The sequence below is a fragment of the Devosia sp. T2-14 genome, from assembly GCF_055397495.1.
Map to the genome: position 1 here is coordinate 1,991,949 of NZ_AP027921.1, position 14,178 is coordinate 2,006,126.

The window sequence follows — 14,178 nt, forward strand, 5'->3', positions numbered from 1 at the left end:
CTGTTACCCATGGGGTGCCCGAACCACATAGCCAACGCCGCGCACCGTGCCGATTTCGATATTGGCCGCCTCGAGCTTCTTGCGCAGGCGAGAGATGTGCAGTTCCAGCGCGTTGACCGAAACGGATTCGTCGAAATTGAACAGCTGGTTCATCAGCCGTTCCTTGGGCACCACCTTGCCGGCATTGGTCACGAGGATTTCGAGCAGCCGGAATTCGCGCCGCCCCAGCTCCAGCGAGATCCCGCCGACACTGGCATTGAGCCCGGCCAGGTCCAGTTCGAGATTGCCCACCCCCAGCGTGCTGGTGGTCTGCCCGCCGGTGCGCCGGATCAGCGCACGCAGCCGAGCTTCCAGCTCGCGCAGGTCAAACGGCTTGACCAGATAGTCATCCGCACCCAGGTCGAGCAGGCTCACCTTGTCGTCGATTTCGGAGCGCGCGGTGATCACCAGGATTGGCGCATTGAACTTGCGGCGCCGTAATTCTGCGATCAGCCCGATGCCGTCGCGATTGGGCAGCATCAGGTCAAGCGTCACCGCGTCAAAATCATCACTTTCGGCGGCTGGTACGACGTCATTCCCGTCGCGGACCCATTCCACCGAGTGGCCCGCATTGCGCAGGCGCTTTTCGATGGCTTCGCCAAGGTCTTCATTGTCTTCAACGAGCAATATGCGCATGTGTTGCCGGTAGTCCCCCCGGCGACACCCTAGAGCACACAGGCCCCAACTGGGAACGGTTTTTGGTTAGAGCAGCGTAGTGATCATCGTTGCCGCAACGGCGACGATGCCAAAGGCCGCCAATCCGGCCGCCACCAGCATGATCTGGGCATTCTGCAGATACCCCGCCTGCCGCGCATTGTGTCGCGCCTGGACGAGGCCGTCATCGCTGTCACTGCTCTCGATATGAGCCATCATATCACCCCTGAGTTCTAACCTCCGGGTTGCCGCGTTTGCGCTGTTTCTCACCCGCTGGAAGGTTAATCCCGAGCTCATTGCCGGCGAATGCGAACCTGCCAATGCGGTTAATTTACATAAAATGCCACTGGCGCAAATCTTGTATGGAAGATATTGAACTGCGTCGCGGATCATGGCAAAAACTCGCCATGACCCATCTCCATCCCGACCGCCTGTTCCCCGCTTCCGAGCCCGCCCAATCCATCGCGCGCGAGCTCTACCCCGAAGTGGCCAACCTCCCGCTGATCAGCCCGCATGGGCATACGGATCCGTCCTGGTTCGCCAACAACAACCGCTTCTCCGATCCGGCGGCGCTCTTCCTCACGCCGGACCACTACGTGTTGCGCATGCTGCGTAGCCGCGGCCTCAGCTATGACGATCTTGGCGTGCCGCGTAAGGACGGCAAGCCCGTCGCTGCCGGTCGCGATGCCTGGCGCCTGTTCGCCGCCAACTACTATCTGTTCGCCGGTACCCCATCCAAGACCTGGATAGACCACTCGCTGAACTGGGCTTTCGGTATCACCGAAGAGCTCTCACCCGAAACCGCCGACCGCATCTACGACATCATCGATGCTGCGCTGGCGACGCCGGACCTGCTGCCCCACGCGCTGCTCGACCGTGCGCGCGTCGAAGTCATCGCCACCACCGAATTCGCGCTCGACCCGCTGGTGCATCACCAGAAGATGGAAGCCAACGGCCATATCGGCCGCGTGCGCACCACCTACCGGCCGGACGACGTGACCGATCCCAGCCGCGCCAACATCGCAGAAAACCTGCAGAAGTTCGGCGAAATGGCGAGCGAAAACATCAGCACCTGGTCAGGGCTGATCAATGCACACCGCAATCGGCGCGAGTATTTCCGCCGCTTCGGCGCTGTTGCCACCGATCATGGCGTGCCCACCGCCAACACTGCCGATCTGCCGCTGGTGGAAAAGCAGGCCCTGCTCGACAAGATCCTCGCCGGCAAGCACGACGCGGCCGATGCCGAGCTGTTCCGCGCGCAGATGCTGACCGAAATGGCGCTGCTTTCGGTGGAAGATGGCATGGTCATGCAGATCCATGCCGGTTCGCGCCGCAACACCGACCCACTAGTCATGGCCGAACGCGGTCCCGACATGGGCGCCGACATTCCGGGCAGCACCGATTATGTGAACGGTCTGCGCGCGCTGCTGTCGCGCTGCGGTAACGAGCCAAACCTGCGCATCATCGCTTTCGTGCTCGACGAAACCACCTATGCGCGCGAGCTGGCGCCCATGGCTGGCTACTGGCCCTCGATGATGATTGGTCCGCCGTGGTGGTTCCATGACAGCCCGCAGGGCATTCGCCGTTATCTCGATCAGGTTGTCGAAAGCGCTGGCTTCTACAATCTCGCCGGCTTCAATGACGATACCCGCGCACTGCTGTCCATCCCGGCCCGCCACGATGTGTGGCGCCGCGAAGTCTGCGGCTTCCTCGGCCGCTGGGTCGGCGAAAATCGCATCACCAAGTCGACGGCACGCGACATCGCCACGCACCTGAGCTACCAGGCCGCCAAGGATGCCTACCGCATCAAGTAAGCGGTGAAATTGCCAACGGATTGTCGGGGCTTGCTCCGGCGATCCTTCGACTACGGTGCCTTCCACAGCACCAGCAGCACGACGATCACGCCTGTCACCAACAGCACAACCAGCCCGCCCAGGCCATTAGCCAGTTGCCGACCGATAGTGGGATGCAGCTCGTCGGCAGCGACGATATCGGTGAGACCAATTGGTTCATGCCGGTCGTCGATAGGTTGATGCGTCATGTCACGATCCCCCTCTGGACCTGATTTCGCTGGTCCAACTGTGCGCCGCCAAGGCTAACGAAGCCTTGCCGTTGCCATGCCCCGTGCCTTTAGGGTTGCCATTCGCCCAATCGATAGCCTTACTCGTGTGTTACCGCCTTGATGCGATCAAGTTTTGCGGCAATCAGCGTGGGGCCAGTCGAAACTAACCCCGGCTTCTGCTCTAATGGACGCGATGATGAATCAGTCTCCTGTCGAAACTGCGCTTAGTCGCGCCATGATCCGCTGGTCCCTGACCAAGTCGACGCCTGTGGCGGAGTCCCCTCGCAGCTGGGTTTTCCGGGTCGAGCAGAATGGCCGTAACTTGGGTTGCCTCAAAATTCTCAAGCCGCTGGCGGCTGAAGAAGAGGGGCGAGGCGCGCGCCTGCTGCAGTGGTATGGCGGGGAGGGCACGGCCACCGTCTTCGATACCCATGGCGATACCATCTACATGGAATGGCTCGACGGCGGCACACTGGGCGACGCGGTTCGCGCTGGCCACGACGACCAGGGCACCATTGCCATCTGCACCATCGTCTCCAACCTGCATCGTCCGCGTCCCGATGTTCCCGAGGATCTGCAGCCCCTGCGAGAGCGCTTTCAGGCGCTGTTCGATACCGATGTGCGGGCCTGGCCGCATACCGCGCGCGACCTCTATGCGCGGGCGACCGGCATCGCGCTTAAGCTGTTCGACCGGCCCAGCGCCCAACTGCCGCTGCATGGCGACTTGCACCACGACAATATCATGTCATCGGACCGGGGCTGGCTGGCGATCGATCCCAAGGGGCTGATCGGCGATCCGCTCTATGAGGTCGCCAACGTCTTCCGCAATCCCCATGGCGCGACACAGCTGGCGGCCAGCCCCAAGCGGATCGCGGCCCTGGCCGATGCGTTTGAACAGCGCCTGGGCTTCCCGCGCAAACGGGTGTTCGGCTATGCCGCCGCGCATTCGGCCCTCAGCGCCTGCTGGGATCTGGCCGAGGGCAACCCCATCACGACCGACCTGGCAGTGCTGCCGCACCTGCTCAGCGCCTACGATCAGGCCTAGCGCCAGGCGACGAGCACTGCGCCGGCCATGATCAGCGCGACGCCCAACCAGTTGGGGAAGCTCAGCTTTTCGCCGAGAAAGATCACGCCGAAGATGGCAACCAGCACCACGCTGAGCTTGTCGACCGGCGCGACTTGCGCGGCCTGTCCGATCTTGAGCGCCCGGAAATAGGCGATCCAGGATGCCCCGGTGGCGAGGCCCGAGAGGATGAGAAACAGGTAGGTCTTGCTCGAAATGCTGTCGAGCGGCTGGAACTGCCCCGTCGCTGCCACGATGCCGGCCAATACAAAAAGGATGACGACCGTGCGGATGAGTGTCGCAAAGTCGGAGTTGATATTCTCGATGCCGACCTTGGCAAAGATGGCGGTCAGGGCCGCAAATCCCGCTGATAGCAGCGCCCAGAACTGCCAGCTTTCCCACACGATCTTCATTTGCTAATCGGCGCTCCCTGCGCAATATCGGGTGGGATTCGACCCGCTCCACCCTGCCATAACCCATCGGCTACCGGAATCTATCTATGACGAAATTCACGCGCCGCGGCTTTCTGGTGCTCGCGTCGGCCTCTGCCCTTGCTGCCTGCTCCACCACGATTCCGGCTCTGCCCAAGGCCGCCTCCGCCACGCCGGAGACGCTGACGACGGACGAAATCCTTATGGCAATCAATGCCGTACGCAAGGCCAATGGCGCGCCGGCATGGACCTATAACAAGCGCCTCGAAGAGGCAGCGCGCTCGCAGGCGCGGCTGATGGCGCAGAAAAATACGCTAAGCCACGACCTCGGCACCACCTTGCGCGAGCGGGTGACGGCAGCCGGATATCTCGGTGCCGTGGGCGAGAATGTCGCCAAGGGCTATACCAGCCTGCCCGGCGCCATCGAGGGGTGGATGAACTCGTCCGGGCACCGCTCGACCCTGCTCAGCCACCGCTTTGTCGAGTTCGGGCTGGCTTCGGCGCGCGGTCCCGGCGGCAAGCTCTATTGGGCGATGATCGCCGGCGGCAGCTTCCAGGCTTGGTTGAGCTAAGGCGTTATGCCGTAAGCGTTTTTCGCACGGCTACGTCCCAGCCCTTGATCTTGCGCTTGCGCTCGGCCGCGTCCATGCGGGGCTCGAAACGCTTGTCGCGGGCCCAGGTTTCGGCGAATTCAGCCATGCCCGGCCACACACCGGCCCGCGATCCGGCGAGCCACGCCGCACCCAGCGCCGTGGTCTCCAGGATCGCCGGACGATCGACCGGTGCGTCGAGGATGTCGGCGAGAAACTGCATGGTCCAGTCGGACGCGACCATGCCGCCATCGACGCGCAATACGGTGTCGCCGCTGCCTTTCCAGTCCTTGCGCATGGCTTCGAGCAGGTCACGCGTTTGGTAGCAAACTGCCTCAAGTGCTGACTTTGCAATTTCGGCGGGACCCGAGTTCCGGGTGAGGCCATAAATGGCGCCGCGCGCCTCGGCATCCCACCACGGTGCGCCCAGCCCGACAAAGGCCGGGACCATGTAGACGTTCTGGCTGGGATCGGCGCTTTGCGCCAGCGGACCCGTCTCGCTGGCATTTTTGACCAGTTTCAGGCCGTCTCGGATCCATTGAACCGCCGCGCCCGCGATGAAAATCGAGCCTTCGAGCGCGTAAGTGGTCTTGCCGTCGAGGCGATAGGCGATGGTGGTGAGCAGGCGATTTTTGGATCGCACCATGTCGGTGCCGGTGTTCAAAAGTGCAAAACACCCGGTTCCATAGGTCGACTTAACAAGCCCCGGCTTGAAGCATGCTTGCCCTATGCTTGCAGAATGCTGGTCTCCTGCTACCCCCAGGATGGGAATTTCTGCACCGAACAAGGTCGGGTCGGTGACGCCAAAATCGTCAGCGCAATCCCTAACCTCGGGCAGCACCGATTGGGGGACGTCGAACAGGGAGAGCAGGTTCGCGTCCCACTGATTTCCAGCAATGTCGAACAGCAGTGTCCGGCTGGCATTGGTGGCGTCGGTGGCGTGAACCCGCCCACCAGTCAGCCGCCAGATCAGGAAGCTGTCGATGGTGCCGAAAGCCAGTTCGCCCTTCTCGGCGCGCTTGCGGGCGCCTTTGACATTGTCGAGGAGCCATTTGACCTTGGTGCCCGAGAAGTACGGGTCGAGCAGCAGCCCGGTTTTCTTGGTGACGGTTTTTTCGTGACCTGATTTCTTGAGCTTGGCGCAAAAGGCGGTGGTGCGGCGGTCTTGCCAGACGATGGCATTGTGAATGGGTTTGCCGGTGGTGCGGTCCCAGATCAGCGTCGTTTCGCGCTGGTTGGTGATGCCGATGGCGGCAATATCCTTGGCCTCGAGTTTCGCCTCGCTCAGGGCCTTCCGGACCGACCAGACGACGCTCTCCCAGATTTCCTCGGGATCATGCTCAACCCAGCCGTCTTGCGGAAAGATCTGGGTGAATTCCTTCTGGCCCAGCCCCGCCACGGTGCGATCTCCGGCGAAGACGATCGCCCGGCTCGACGTGGTGCCCTGGTCAATCGCCAGAATGTACTTGGTCATGCTTCCCCCCAACCCTTGATCCCTCCCATCAAGGGGAGGGTATGGCTCCGCGTGCCTGGAGCACGTCTTTGGATGCCAAATACTCTTCCAGCGCCTTAACTTCCTCGGCAGAGAACCGCAGGCCGAGCTTGGTGCGGCGCCATAGGATATCTTGTGCCGTGCGGGCCCATTCATTGGCAATGAGATAGTCGACTTCGGCGGCGTAGAGATCGCAGCCGAAGTGCCGGCCCAGGGCGCTCAAATCCTGAGCGCTGCCGAGCAGCACGCGAGCCTTGGTACCGTAGAGGCGCATCAGGCGGCGCAGCATTGCGGGGGGCAGGCCGGAATAGTTCATGGCGAGGCGGCGCAGTTCGGCCTCGAAGGCGAGGGGCTCGAAGTCGCCGCCGGGCAGGGTGGAGGTCTTCGTCCAGGGCGCGCCCTTCTTGCCCAGCACCTGCTCGATCTTTTCGAGCACGGATTCAGCGAGGCGGCGCGAGGTGGTGAGCTTGCCGCCAAAGACGTTGATGGCGGCGCCGGTTGTGGCATCGCCGTCGAGCTTGAGCACATAGTCGCGGGTGGCTTCCTGCGCGGCGCTGGCGCCATCGTCATACAGTGGGCGGACACCCGAATAGGACCAGTGGACGGAATCGCGCGTCACAGGCTTGGCGAAATACTCGCTGGCGGCGGAGAGCAGGTAATCGGTCTCCTGCTCGGAGATTTTCACGTCCTTGGGATCGCCCGCATAATCCTGGTCGGTGGTGCCGATCAGGGTGAAGTCGTCTTCATAGGGAATGGCGAAAATGATGCGGCCGTCGGCATTCTGGAAGATGTAGCAGCGGTCGTGGTCGTAGAGCTTGCGCACGACGATATGGCTGCCCTTGACCAGTCGGACATTGTGCGCGCCGGCCTTGCCCATCGCTCCCGAGATGACCTGATCGACCCAGGGCCCGCTGGCATTGACCACGAGACGCGCGCGGATGGTCTGGCGCCCGGCTTCGCCATCGAGCTCGACTAGCCAACCGCCATGATCGCGGCGGACTCCGGTGACCTTGGTGCGCACATGGATGGCGGCGCCCTTGTCGGCGGCATCGCGGGCGTTGAGCACGACGAAGCGGGCGTCATCGACCCAGCAGTCGGAATATTCAAAGCCCAGTCGGTAGCCGGGCCTGAGCGGCTTGCCGGTTTCGTGGCGGGTTAGGTCGAGCGTCTTGGTGGGCGGGAGCAGGCGCCGCCCGCCCATATAGTCATACATGGCCAGCCCGGCGCGCAGCACCATGGCCGGGCGCAGGCCCTTGTGGTGGGGCAGGACGAACCGCAGGGCCTTGATGATATGCGGCGCCTCGGCCCAGAGCACTTCGCGCTCGGCCAGCGATTCATGCACCAGGCGGAATTCGTAATGCTCAAGGTAGCGCAGCCCGCCATGCACCAGCTTGGTCGCTGCCGATGAGGTGCCCGACGCCAGGTCGTTCATCTCGGCCAAGGCGACGGTGTAGCCGCGGCCAACCGCGTCACGGGCAATGCTGGCGCCATTGATCCCGCCCCCGATGACAAAGACGTCGACACTCTCGCTGGCAGCCATTGATCCATCCTCTAGCTGGCTTCGTTTGTATGCGTATCGGTTTCGTTTTGGAAGCGTTTAGTTTCGTTTTGGCGGAGGCGATCTACCATACAAGTCTGTCATTGACCCGCTGGGCGGGGAAGGCTAGGCCTTGGTGTCTCCCGCCCGGAATATCCTCCATGCTCGCCATCCTCACAGTCATTGCGCCCATCTTTGCGCTGATGGGGCTTGGTTTCGGCGCGGTCCGCCTGCGGCTGTTTCCGGTGGAGGGCATCAAGAGCCTGATCGCTTTCGTCAACAATTTCGCGACACCCTGCCTGCTGTTCCATTCGCTGGTGACCAGCGACTTCAGTTCGGCTTTCAATATCGGCATTATCGGCCCCTATTATGTGGGGGCGCTGGCCTGCTTCGTGCTGGGCATCGTGATTGCGCTCAAAGTGTTCCGCAACACGCCGGGCGAGGCGGTGGCGGCCGGATTTTCGGGCATGTTCACCAATACAGTGCTGATCGGCCTGCCGATCATCCAGCGCGCCTATGGCGCCGATGCACTGCCGGTGGTGCTGTCGATCATCGGTGTGCATGGGGCGATCCTGCTGACCACGGGCATGGTGACGATGGAACTGATGCGCCGCGACGGCCAGTCGCTGGGCACGACGCTACTGGTCGCGCTGAGACGCGTTGCCTCCAATCCGCTGATCTGGGGCATTGCGGCTGGGCTGCTCGGTTATTTCTCGGGGCTCAAGCTGATCGAGCCGGCCGAGGCATTCTTCGTGATGATGAGCTCGGCCGTGGTTCCGGCGGCGCTGTTCGGCATTGGGGGGGCGCTCAACGAGTTCAAGCTTTCGGAAAACTGGCGGCAGGCGCTGGTGGCCTCGATCATCAAGTTGATCGTGCACCCGGCCATTGCCTATGTGCTGATGATCTGGGTGCTGCACGTGCCCATGGAGATCGCCCGCTATGGTATCCTGCTCTCGGCCATGCCGGCCGGCGTGAACGTCTATATCTTCGCCACCTACTACAATCGCGGCGCCAGCGTGGCCGCCAACACTATCCTGATTGCAACCGTCGCATCGGCCGCGACCATATCCATGTGGCTCTATTTGCTCAGTCTTTAGCCGCGCCCCGCGCGACAAGTCGGAGAAAACCGCCTAGAGTTCGGTCATGTCATCGTTTCTTGGACTGCTCCTGATCGTCGTGCTCATCGGCATCAGTGTTTTCATCGCACTGGCCGAGATTGCCTTTGCGGCCGCCCGCGAAATCCGCATCCGTGCCCTCGCCGAAGCAGGCGACCCGCGCGCGCGACGCTTCATGAAGCTGCGCGGACGAGCCGGCGTCGTCATCACGGCGCTGCAGATTTCGACCAATGCCGTGTCGATCCTGGCCGGCGCGATCGGCTCGGGCTCGATCGGGCCGCTGATTTCGAGCGGGCTGGAGATGTTCCTGCCGCTTGATGTCGCCCAGACCACCGGCGACGTGCTGGCTTTTGTCATTGTGACCACCGCCTTCATCCTGTTTGCCGACCTCGTGCCGCGCCGCATCGCCATGATGATGCCCGAGAGGATCGCGCTGAATGTCTGCTGGTTTCTCGAAGCCCAGATCCGGCTGCTGCGGCCGCTGGTCTGGTTTTTCAGCGGCGTGTCCGACTGGTTGATCGGTCTTTTCCGCATCGAGCCGGAGCAGCGCGACGAGGTGACCACCGAGGATTTTCGCATGATCCTGGCCGGTGGCGAGGCGTCGGGCGCGCTGATGAAGAAGGAACACCAGCTCATCGAGAACGTGCTGTCGCTCGAATTGCGCAGCGTCACATCGGTGATGACGGTCCGCGACGAGATCGTGTTCCTCGATATCAATGACCCGCTCGAAGTGCAGCGCGACAAGGTTCAGCACCACCCCTTTTCGCGCTATCCGCTATGTGATGGCGGGCTCGATAATGTCATCGGCAGCGTACGCGCAGAGGATGTGCTGTCGGCGGCGTTCGAAAATGCCGGGGCCGTCGAATTCACCAAGATGCGGCGCGATATTGTTTCGGTGCCGGACTCGCTCAACGTCTGGGAGGTGCTCGCCGAGTTCCAGTCCCAGGATACCGGCTTCGCGCTGGTGACCAGCGAATATGCCAACGTGGTCGGCGTCGTGACCTTCAAGGACCTGATGGCCGCGCTGGTGCATGGGCTGGTCAATCCGTTCGAGGAGCGGCAGATCCTGCAGCGTGACGACCAGAGCTGGCTGGTCGACGGCGTGACCCCGCTGGTCGATGTGATGCAGGCGCTCAATATCAGTTATATCGGCTCGGAAGGCTCGTTCGAAACCATCGGCGGCTTCGTGGTGCACCGGCTGCGCCGCGCCGCGCGCAAAGGCGACAAGGTGGAGGCCGAGGGCTACCGCTTCGAGGTCGTCGATGCCGACAAGATGCGGCTCAACCAGCTGCTGGTGACGCGCATTCCTCCCGCCAAGCCCGCCACGACCAAATCCAACGACAAGGCCCGTCCATGACCATCGAAATTCTCCAGACCGGCAAGCTGCTGGCCAGTTGCGAAGCCGCTTTGGCCGAGCGCTTCACCGTGCACAAGCTGCACGAACAGGCCGATCCAAAGGCCTGGCTGGCGGCCAATGGCGGGCGCATCCGGGCGCATGCCGGTTCGGGCGTGCAGGCGGACCTAATGGATGCGCTGCCCAAGCTCGAAATCATCGCCGGGTTTGGCGTCGGCTATGACAATATCGACACCGCAACCGCCAAGGCGCGCAATATCCGCGTCACTAATACGCCCAACGTGCTCAATGACGCGGTGGCCGAGCTGACCATCGGGATGATGATCGCGTTGGCGCGGCGCATTCCGCAGGCCGATCAGTTCGTGCGGCAGGGCAAGTGGCCGGGCGCCGGGATGGGGCTGTTCTCCGAACTCACCGGCAAGACCGTGGGAATTCTGGGCCTTGGTCGTATCGGCAAGGAAATTGCCAGCCGCGCCCAGGCGATGAAGATGCGCGTGGTCTATCATGGTCGCAAGCGCCAGCCCAACGAGCCCTTCGTGTTCTACGACAGCCTTGTCGAGATGGCGCGCGACAGCGACTGGCTGGTCATCATCGCGCCGGGCGGAAAGGGTACCGAGCGCATCGTTTCCCGGCAGGTGCTGGAAGCTCTGGGGCCCAAGGGCATGCTGGTCAATGTGGCGCGCGGTACGCTGGTCGATGAACCGGCCATGCTGGAGCTGCTGCAGAATGGCGGCCTCGGTGGCGCGGCGCTCGACGTGTTCGAGAACGAGCCGCTTGTGCCCGCAGGGTTCCTCGCGCTCGACAATGTGGTGCTCAGCCCCCACCAGGGCAGCGCCACGGTGCAGACCCGCGACGCCATGGGGGCGCTGCTGGTCGCCAACCTCGACGCGCATTTTTCCGGCGAGCCGCTGATCAGCGCGGTGGTCTAGGGTTATTCCAGGTCGTCCTGCACCATGGTGCCGGCGGCATGGATGCAGACGATGCCCAGCCGCTCGGGGCCGATATTGGTGAACTTGTGCGGGACGCCCGCGGGCACGACGACGATGTCGCTGGGGCCGACCTCGATGGTCTGGTCCCCGGCGACGATGCGGGCGCGGCCCGAGCGCACGATCCAGGTTTCGGGATAGGGATGGACATGCAGCACCGGCCCCTGGCCGGGCTCGTTGTCGACTGAAAAGAACGAAATGGGGGTGCCGTATTCGGTCCCCTCGAAGCGCACTGTGCGGCTCTGGCTCGGTGCGCGGTCTGCTGCCCTCAACACATGCATGGTCGGATCCTCCGTCTGCCTTCATGCCTATGACGAGCCACCTCGGCCATTTTCGACGACATCGCTGCCCTGCGCAACGCGATCGTTTCCAAGCACGTTGAGCCGGGTTAGCCTGCGGGCGCGATCAAGGGAGACAGCAATGACTGAATGGTGGCGCGGCGGAGTGATCTATCAGGTCTATCCCCGCTCGTTTCAGGACAGCAATGGCGACGGTGTGGGCGATCTGCCCGGCATCATCCGGCGGCTCGATCATATTGCCGGGCTCGGCGTCGACTGCATCTGGCTGTCGCCCATCACCCAGTCACCGCAGGCCGATATGGGCTATGACGTCTCCGACTATCGCGAGGTCGATCGCCTGTTCGGCTCGCTGCATGATTTCGACAGCTTGCTGCAGCAGGCCCATGCGCGCGGGCTCAAGGTGATCATGGACCAGGTGGTGAGTCACACTTCGGACCAGCATCCCTGGTTCGAGGAAAGCCGCCTCAACCGCACCAATGCCAAGGCCGATTGGTATGTATGGGCCGATCCGCTGGCCGATGGTTCCCCGCCCAACAACTGGCCGGCAGTGTTCGGCGGCCGGGCCTGGGAATGGAATCCCAGCAGGGGGCAGTATTACCTGCACAATTTCCTCGCCAGCCAGCCGGACCTGAACTTCCACAATCTGGAGGTGCAGCAGGCGGTGCTCGATGTGATGCGCTTCTGGCTGGAGCGCGGCATCGACGGATTCAGGCTCGATACCGTCAACTACTATTTCCATGACAGCAAGTTGCGCTCCAACCCGCCCAACAAGCGCGACGAGCACCTGCCCTATGCGGTCAATCCCTATGACATGCAGGAGCACAAATACTCCAAGAGCCAGCCGGAGAATGTCGATTTCCTGCGCCGGGTGCGCAAGCTGCTCGACGAATATCCGGGGGCGACGTCGGTCGGCGAGGTCGGCGACAGCCACAAGTCGGTGCAGCTGATGGCCGAATACACATCGGGCGGCGACACGCTGCACATGTGCTACGGCTTCGACTTCCTGGGGCCGCAATTCACCGCCGCCCATTTCCGCAGCCGCATCGAGACCTTCTTCAAGGCCGGCCCCGATGGCTGGCCGTGCTGGAGCTTTTCCAACCACGACGTGCCGCGCCACATGACGCGGTGGGCGCCGCATAGCCAGTCGCAGGGGGAGCTGGCGCGCCAGACGGCGGCGCTGGTGCTGTCTCTCAAGGGCTCGGTTTGCCTCTATCAGGGCGAGGAACTGGGCCTGCCCGAAACAGACCTGCTGTTTGAGGAACTGACCGACCCGCGCGGCATCCGCTTCTGGCCGGAAGACAAGGGCCGCGATGGCTGCCGCACGCCCATGCCATGGGATGAGGGGGCGCCGCCCAATGGCTTTACATCAGGCACGCCCTGGCTGCCGATCAAGCCGCCGCAGGCGGCACTCAACGTGGCGTCGCAGAATGCCGATGCCAACTCAACGCTGGCTTTCTATCGCGCCATTCTGGCGTGGCGCAAAACCCATCCGGCGCTGCGGCTGGGTGATATCGCCTTCTACCGCACCGCCGAGCCGGTACTGGCCTTCCGCCGCAACGAGGGCGAGCAGGGGCTGCTCTGCGTGTTCAACCTGTCGGCCGAGCCGCAGCAGGTGACGATCACAGGGCTGGCGGGGGATGTGCAGGTGGAGCCCATTTCGCAGAATGCGGTGCTGGGTGAGCAGGCGCTGCAACTGGGCGCCAACGGCTATGCGTTCATCGCGCTGCCCAGCGGGCGGCGCGTGAGCCTGGGCCAGTAGACGCGGCCTGCCCCGGGGCCGAAGCCCCGGGGGCACGATGGCTTATGACGTCGGGATCTGCTTCAGCGAGCCGGGCTCGAAGAAAGCCATGCTCAGCGATCCGTTGGGCTGGACGATGAAGGCGCGGACGCAGTTGTTCCACGATTCAACGCTCTCGACATTAAAGCCCTTGGCGCGCAGTTCCTGCGTAATCAAATCCTTGTTGCCGGCAATTGAAGCGCCCCTGTCGCAGGTGACGCCAGCATGCGACGTGGCGGCCTGGGCTGGAAGGGCTACGACGCCAAGGCTGCTTGCGGCGATGGCGGCGGCGATGATGGTCTTGAACATGGCAGTGCTCCGTGGTTTGGAGATCTTGTTTGAACCCCCAAACTATCGCGCTGCCGCAGCGTGACTGCCAGTTAAACTACTGCAAACAATATGAATTATCGGAAATCGGCGGTAATCTGGCGAACAGGTTCCGGTAATGCGCCGGCAAGGTCCGTGGGACCTTATTCGACGCGGCGGAAGGTTTCCGGATCATAGAATTCCATAACTTCGCGGCCATCGGGCTGCAGCACCCAGGCGCGGATGCAGCCGCTCCAGCGCTCGACGCGCGTTGCCCTGATGCCCTTGCCATTGAGGGTCTGTTTGTCGAATTCGTTGATCTCGGCCTCGCTGAACGGGCCGCCCACCGAAAAGCCAAAGCTGAGGTGAATGCCCTCGCTGTTGACGCCGCTGCAGACGGGCACGGCCGCCGCTGGGGCCACACCGGCAAGAAGCATGAGCAGAATCAGGGTTTTGCGCATCGTAATGTCTCC

The 14,178-nt window shown here is 62.9% G+C and carries 16 protein-coding genes; 7 read left to right on the forward strand and 9 right to left on the reverse strand.

The genetic code is table 11. The features are described from left to right. Positions 1-3: 3 nt before the first annotated feature. A complete protein-coding gene (locus tag ACZ5WT_RS09790) occupies positions 4-675 on the reverse strand; it encodes a response regulator transcription factor (RefSeq protein WP_464283605.1) in 672 nt (223 codons plus the stop codon). 66 nt (positions 676-741) lie between these two features. After that, a complete protein-coding gene (locus ACZ5WT_RS09795; protein ID WP_464283606.1) occupies positions 742-909 on the reverse strand; it encodes a hypothetical protein in 168 nt (55 codons plus the stop codon). Between the two features lie 191 nt (positions 910-1,100). On the opposite strand from ACZ5WT_RS09795, the gene uxaC reads away from it, so the two are divergent. After that, positions 1,101-2,507, forward strand: coding sequence for a glucuronate isomerase (uxaC, locus tag ACZ5WT_RS09800; RefSeq protein WP_464283607.1), 1,407 nt, complete (start codon positions 1,101-1,103; stop codon positions 2,505-2,507). Between the two features lie 50 nt (positions 2,508-2,557). Here uxaC and ACZ5WT_RS09805 read toward each other — a convergent pair whose 3' ends face one another. Then, complete coding sequence (locus tag ACZ5WT_RS09805) at positions 2,558-2,734, reverse strand: hypothetical protein (RefSeq protein WP_464283608.1); 177 nt, start codon at positions 2,732-2,734, stop codon at positions 2,558-2,560. Between the two features lie 217 nt (positions 2,735-2,951). Here ACZ5WT_RS09805 and ACZ5WT_RS09810 point away from each other — a divergent pair, with 217 nt between their 5' ends. After that, positions 2,952-3,800, forward strand: a complete 849-nt coding sequence (locus ACZ5WT_RS09810) for an aminoglycoside phosphotransferase family protein (protein WP_464283609.1) — start codon at positions 2,952-2,954, stop codon at positions 3,798-3,800. Here ACZ5WT_RS09810 and ACZ5WT_RS09815 read toward each other — a convergent pair. Further along, positions 3,797-4,231 carry an EamA family transporter gene (locus tag ACZ5WT_RS09815; RefSeq protein ID WP_464283610.1) on the reverse strand — a complete coding sequence of 145 codons (435 nt, stop codon included), beginning with the start codon at positions 4,229-4,231 and terminating at the stop codon, positions 3,797-3,799. The genes ACZ5WT_RS09810 and ACZ5WT_RS09815 overlap by 4 nt on opposite strands. Positions 4,232-4,317: 86 nt before the next feature. Here ACZ5WT_RS09815 and ACZ5WT_RS09820 point away from each other — a divergent pair, with 86 nt between their 5' ends. Further along, positions 4,318-4,821 (forward strand): CAP domain-containing protein, encoded by a 504-nt coding sequence (locus tag ACZ5WT_RS09820; protein ID WP_464283611.1) that lies wholly within the window; start codon positions 4,318-4,320, stop codon positions 4,819-4,821. A gap of 4 nt (positions 4,822-4,825) precedes the next feature. Here the strand turns inward: ACZ5WT_RS09820 and glpK are convergent, their stop codons facing one another. After that, complete coding sequence (gene glpK, locus ACZ5WT_RS09825) at positions 4,826-6,313, reverse strand: glycerol kinase GlpK (protein WP_464283612.1); 1,488 nt, start codon at positions 6,311-6,313, stop codon at positions 4,826-4,828. Positions 6,314-6,341: 28 nt separating this feature from the next. Then, entirely contained in the window at positions 6,342-7,871 is a 1,530-nt protein-coding gene (gene glpD / locus ACZ5WT_RS09830) for a glycerol-3-phosphate dehydrogenase (protein WP_464283613.1), read from the reverse strand. 158 nt (positions 7,872-8,029) lie between these two features. Here glpD and ACZ5WT_RS09835 point away from each other — a divergent pair, with 158 nt between their 5' ends. Genes ACZ5WT_RS09835 through ACZ5WT_RS09845 form a run of 3 tightly spaced genes read left to right on the forward strand, consistent with a single transcriptional unit; the run spans position 8,030 to position 11,266 of the window. Continuing rightward, positions 8,030-8,965, forward strand: a complete 936-nt coding sequence (locus ACZ5WT_RS09835) for an AEC family transporter (protein ID WP_464283614.1) — start codon at positions 8,030-8,032, stop codon at positions 8,963-8,965. A gap of 46 nt (positions 8,966-9,011) precedes the next feature. Next, positions 9,012-10,340 carry a hemolysin family protein gene (locus ACZ5WT_RS09840; protein ID WP_464283615.1) on the forward strand — a complete coding sequence of 443 codons (1,329 nt, stop codon included), beginning with the start codon at positions 9,012-9,014 and terminating at the stop codon, positions 10,338-10,340. Beyond that, entirely contained in the window at positions 10,337-11,266 is a 930-nt protein-coding gene (locus tag ACZ5WT_RS09845; RefSeq protein ID WP_464283616.1) for a 2-hydroxyacid dehydrogenase, read from the forward strand. The genes ACZ5WT_RS09840 and ACZ5WT_RS09845 overlap by 4 nt, the downstream gene beginning before the upstream one ends. 2 nt (positions 11,267-11,268) lie before the next feature. On the opposite strand, the gene ACZ5WT_RS09850 is transcribed toward ACZ5WT_RS09845, so the two are convergent. Continuing rightward, positions 11,269-11,604: a cupin domain-containing protein gene (locus ACZ5WT_RS09850; protein WP_464283617.1), complete on the reverse strand. Its 336-nt coding sequence runs from the start codon at positions 11,602-11,604 to the stop codon at positions 11,269-11,271. A 139-nt stretch (positions 11,605-11,743) separates the two neighbouring features. On the opposite strand from ACZ5WT_RS09850, the gene ACZ5WT_RS09855 reads away from it, so the two are divergent. Then, positions 11,744-13,381: an alpha-glucosidase gene (locus ACZ5WT_RS09855; RefSeq protein ID WP_464283618.1), complete on the forward strand. Its 1,638-nt coding sequence runs from the start codon at positions 11,744-11,746 to the stop codon at positions 13,379-13,381. Between the two features lie 42 nt (positions 13,382-13,423). On the opposite strand, the gene ACZ5WT_RS09860 is transcribed toward ACZ5WT_RS09855, so the two are convergent. Next, entirely contained in the window at positions 13,424-13,708 is a 285-nt protein-coding gene (locus ACZ5WT_RS09860; protein WP_464283619.1) for a hypothetical protein, read from the reverse strand. A gap of 161 nt (positions 13,709-13,869) precedes the next feature. Next, positions 13,870-14,166 carry a hypothetical protein gene (locus tag ACZ5WT_RS09865; protein ID WP_464283620.1) on the reverse strand — a complete coding sequence of 99 codons (297 nt, stop codon included), beginning with the start codon at positions 14,164-14,166 and terminating at the stop codon, positions 13,870-13,872. Positions 14,167-14,178: the final 12 nt, after the last annotated feature.

Coding starts and splice junctions, on each gene's coding strand:
- ACZ5WT_RS09835 (WP_464283614.1), top strand. CDS start 8,030: ATGCTCGCCATCCTCACAGTCATTGCGCCCATCTTTGCGCTGATGGGG.
- ACZ5WT_RS09850 (WP_464283617.1), bottom strand. CDS start 11,604: ATGCATGTGTTGAGGGCAGCAGACCGCGCACCGAGCCAGAGCCGCACA.
- glpD (WP_464283613.1), bottom strand. CDS start 7,871: ATGGCTGCCAGCGAGAGTGTCGACGTCTTTGTCATCGGGGGCGGGATC.
- ACZ5WT_RS09790 (WP_464283605.1), bottom strand. CDS start 675: ATGCGCATATTGCTCGTTGAAGACAATGAAGACCTTGGCGAAGCCATC.
- ACZ5WT_RS09865 (WP_464283620.1), bottom strand. CDS start 14,166: ATGCGCAAAACCCTGATTCTGCTCATGCTTCTTGCCGGTGTGGCCCCA.
- ACZ5WT_RS09795 (WP_464283606.1), bottom strand. CDS start 909: ATGGCTCATATCGAGAGCAGTGACAGCGATGACGGCCTCGTCCAGGCG.
- ACZ5WT_RS09805 (WP_464283608.1), bottom strand. CDS start 2,734: ATGACGCATCAACCTATCGACGACCGGCATGAACCAATTGGTCTCACC.
- ACZ5WT_RS09810 (WP_464283609.1), top strand. CDS start 2,952: ATGAATCAGTCTCCTGTCGAAACTGCGCTTAGTCGCGCCATGATCCGC.
- ACZ5WT_RS09840 (WP_464283615.1), top strand. CDS start 9,012: ATGTCATCGTTTCTTGGACTGCTCCTGATCGTCGTGCTCATCGGCATC.
- glpK (WP_464283612.1), bottom strand. CDS start 6,313: ATGACCAAGTACATTCTGGCGATTGACCAGGGCACCACGTCGAGCCGG.
- ACZ5WT_RS09860 (WP_464283619.1), bottom strand. CDS start 13,708: ATGTTCAAGACCATCATCGCCGCCGCCATCGCCGCAAGCAGCCTTGGC.
- ACZ5WT_RS09855 (WP_464283618.1), top strand. CDS start 11,744: ATGACTGAATGGTGGCGCGGCGGAGTGATCTATCAGGTCTATCCCCGC.
- uxaC (WP_464283607.1), top strand. CDS start 1,101: ATGACCCATCTCCATCCCGACCGCCTGTTCCCCGCTTCCGAGCCCGCC.
- ACZ5WT_RS09815 (WP_464283610.1), bottom strand. CDS start 4,231: ATGAAGATCGTGTGGGAAAGCTGGCAGTTCTGGGCGCTGCTATCAGCG.
- ACZ5WT_RS09845 (WP_464283616.1), top strand. CDS start 10,337: ATGACCATCGAAATTCTCCAGACCGGCAAGCTGCTGGCCAGTTGCGAA.
- ACZ5WT_RS09820 (WP_464283611.1), top strand. CDS start 4,318: ATGACGAAATTCACGCGCCGCGGCTTTCTGGTGCTCGCGTCGGCCTCT.